Source organism: Streptomyces sp. NPDC054840, assembly GCF_053611065.1.
In genome coordinates, this window is record NZ_JBSGZP010000832.1 from 1 (window position 1) to 2,773 (window position 2,773).

Here is a 2,773-nt window from a genome sequence, read left to right on the forward strand (position 1 = left end):
GGTCGGTTCGGCGCAGGGGAGGGGGTGGATGGGGCGAGTTAAGGAGCGTCAGGCGGGAGGCCGGCACCGGCCGACGAGAGCAGCGGCAGCCCCTTCCGGTACACCGGCGGCGGCAATCTCGCGGGAGCCGAGCCCTCGCGCTCGCGGCCGGGGTGAGCGCGGCCGCCCTTTGCGCTGCGCGACACACTCTGCCCAGGGCCGATCGCCTCGGCCCGGGGCGGCATCGGCCTCTCCCCGCCCGTCGGATGACCGGCTCCGCTGCCCTCTGCGCAGCCATGATGCGAACGTTTACGCCTGTGGAGTGATCGGTAACCAGCCCTTCTCCGAGGCACCCCGGACCCTGTCCGGGGCGGGGCCGCCTTCGGGCACACACCCCACCCGGTCACTCTGTGCGATCACACGGATTGCTTCAAGCCAATCGGTGACACAGCTCACTCAACGGCCCATGCACGGATTTGCCGATTCCGGCGTCTATCGGGTTGCCGGGCCCCACCCACAGTCCGGCAGCAGATCCGCCGCAAGGGAGTGAGCCTTGATCACTGTCATCGAGCAGGCCGCACAGGCCCGTCTGGTCGCCACCGCGCCGAAGGTCGAGACCGTGCCCGTCACCCTCTGCTACGACCGCGCGGATCCGTTCGCCGTGCGCATGGCCTTCCCAGCCCCCGCGACGCTGGAAGGCGTCGAGGTCTCATGGACCTTCTCGCGCGAGCTGCTGGAGTCCGGGCTGGACCGCCCGTCGGGCTGTGGCGACGTACGCGTACGCCCGTACGACGGCGACCGGACCACCATCGAGTTCCACGCGGCGGAGGGCGTCGCGATCGTGCTGATGCTGACGGCCGAGCTGCACCGCTTCCTGGAGCGGGCGGCGACCGTGGTGCCGCCCGGCCTCGAACACCTCTACCTGGACATGGACCACAGCCTGGCCGAGCTGATGCGAGACACCTGCTGAGTTATTCGATTGCGGGCGTCCACGGCCGCCCGTAGCTTCGAAGACGGCCCATCCCCGTCGAAACGGAGCAGGACATTGCTCGTCTGAGGTTCGAGACACCGACCACCCCGCCCTGCGGCTGAGCCGTCGGCTGTCTCCCCGCGTTGCACGCACCACTCAAGCAACCTGGAGGCCTCCATGAGTCACGCCCCTGCTTTCATCACCTGCTCCGACCTGTCCTTCGACTGGCCCGACGGCACTCCCGTCTTCGACGGGTTCCAACTCACCGTGGGCCCCGGCCGCACCGGCCTGATCGGGCTCAACGGCTGTGGGAAGTCGACCCTGCTGAAGCTGATCGCCGGCGAACTGGCCCCGACCGAGGGCCAGTCCTCCGTCGCCGGCTCGGTCGGTCACCTGCCGCAGAACATCACCCTCGACACCGCGCTGCGCGTGGACGAGGCGCTGGGCATCCACACCACCCGCGCCGCGCTCCACGCCATCGAGGCGGGCGAGGCCACCGAGGCGAACTTCACCGCCGTCGGCGACGACTGGGACGTGGAGGAGCGGGCCCTGGCCACGCTCGACCAGCTCGGTCTCGCCCGGATCGGCCTGGACCGCACCATCGGCGAGCTCTCGGGCGGCGAGTCCGTACTGCTGCGGCTGGCCGCCCTGCTGCTCGCCCGCCCCGACGTCCTCCTGCTGGACGAGCCCACCAACAACCTCGACCTGCGGGCCCGCAGCCGGCTGTACGCGGCGGTCGAGTCCTGGTCCGGGGTGATGCTCCTGGTCAGCCACGACCGGGAACTGCTGGAGCGGGTCGACCAGATCGCCGATCTGCGTGACGGCGAAGTGCGCTGGTACGGGGGCAACTTCACGGACTACGAGGAGATGCTCGCCGTCGAGCAGGAGTCCGCCGAGCGGATGGTCCGGGTCGCGGAGGCCGACGTACAGCGGCAGAAGCGCGAACTGGCCGACGCGCGGGTCAAATTGGCTCGGCGCAAGCGGTACGGGCAGAAGATGTTCGAGAACAAGCGCGAGCCGAAGATCGTGATGGGTGCGCGCAAGCGCGCGGCCCAGGAGTCGGCGGGCAAGCACCGGATCATGCACACCGAGAAGCTGGCGCAGGCGAGGGAACGTCTGGACCAGGCGGTGGAGGCGGTGCGTGACGACGACGAGATCCGGATCCAGCTGCCCGCCACCCAGGTCCCGCCGGGACGGCAGGTCCTGACGCTGAGCGATCTGCGGCTCGCCCACGGGGCCGCCGTACCGGGCGAGTGGGAATTGCGGGGCCCGGAGCGGATCGCCCTGGTGGGCCGCAACGGCTCTGGCAAGACCACCCTGCTGCGCACGATCGCGGGCCGGCTGGCGCCGGTGTCCGGGGCGGTGGTGGCGCATGTGACGACGCGGTTCCTTCCGCAGCGGCTCGACGTACTGGACGAGAGCCGTTCGGTGGTGGAGAACGTGGCGCGGTTCGCACCGCAGGCCACCAACAACCTGATCCGGGCCCGGCTCGCGCACTTCCTCTTCCGCGGTGCCCGGGCGGACCGTCCGGCCGGCACGCTGTCGGGCGGCGAACGCTTCCGGGCGGCACTGGCGGCCCTGCTGCTGGCGGAGCCGGCGCCGCAGCTGCTCATGCTGGACGAGCCGACGAACAACCTGGACCTGGCGAGCGTGCGGCAGCTGACCGACGCGCTGGAGTCGTACGAGGGCGCACTCGTGGTGGCGAGCCACGACGTGCCGTTCCTGGAGTCGATCGGCATCACGCGATGGCTCCTGCTGGACGGCGAGCTGCGGCCGACCACGGCCGAGGAGGTCCGGGAGAGGCTGTGGTCGGGTGAGTGAGAG

The 2,773-nt window shown here is 70.6% G+C and carries 2 protein-coding genes; both read left to right on the plus strand.

Features of this window, described 5'->3' with window-relative positions; all coding sequences use genetic code 11:
* Positions 1-532 precede the first annotated feature (532 nt).
* Entirely contained in the window at positions 533-949 is a 417-nt protein-coding gene (locus tag ACWGIU_RS34730) for an SsgA family sporulation/cell division regulator (protein WP_453712086.1), read from the plus strand.
* Positions 950-1,126: 177 nt separating this feature from the next.
* Positions 1,127-2,770 (plus strand): ABC-F family ATP-binding cassette domain-containing protein, encoded by a 1,644-nt coding sequence (locus ACWGIU_RS34735; protein ID WP_453712087.1) that lies wholly within the window; start codon positions 1,127-1,129, stop codon positions 2,768-2,770.
* The last annotated feature ends 3 nt before the right edge of the window (positions 2,771-2,773 follow it).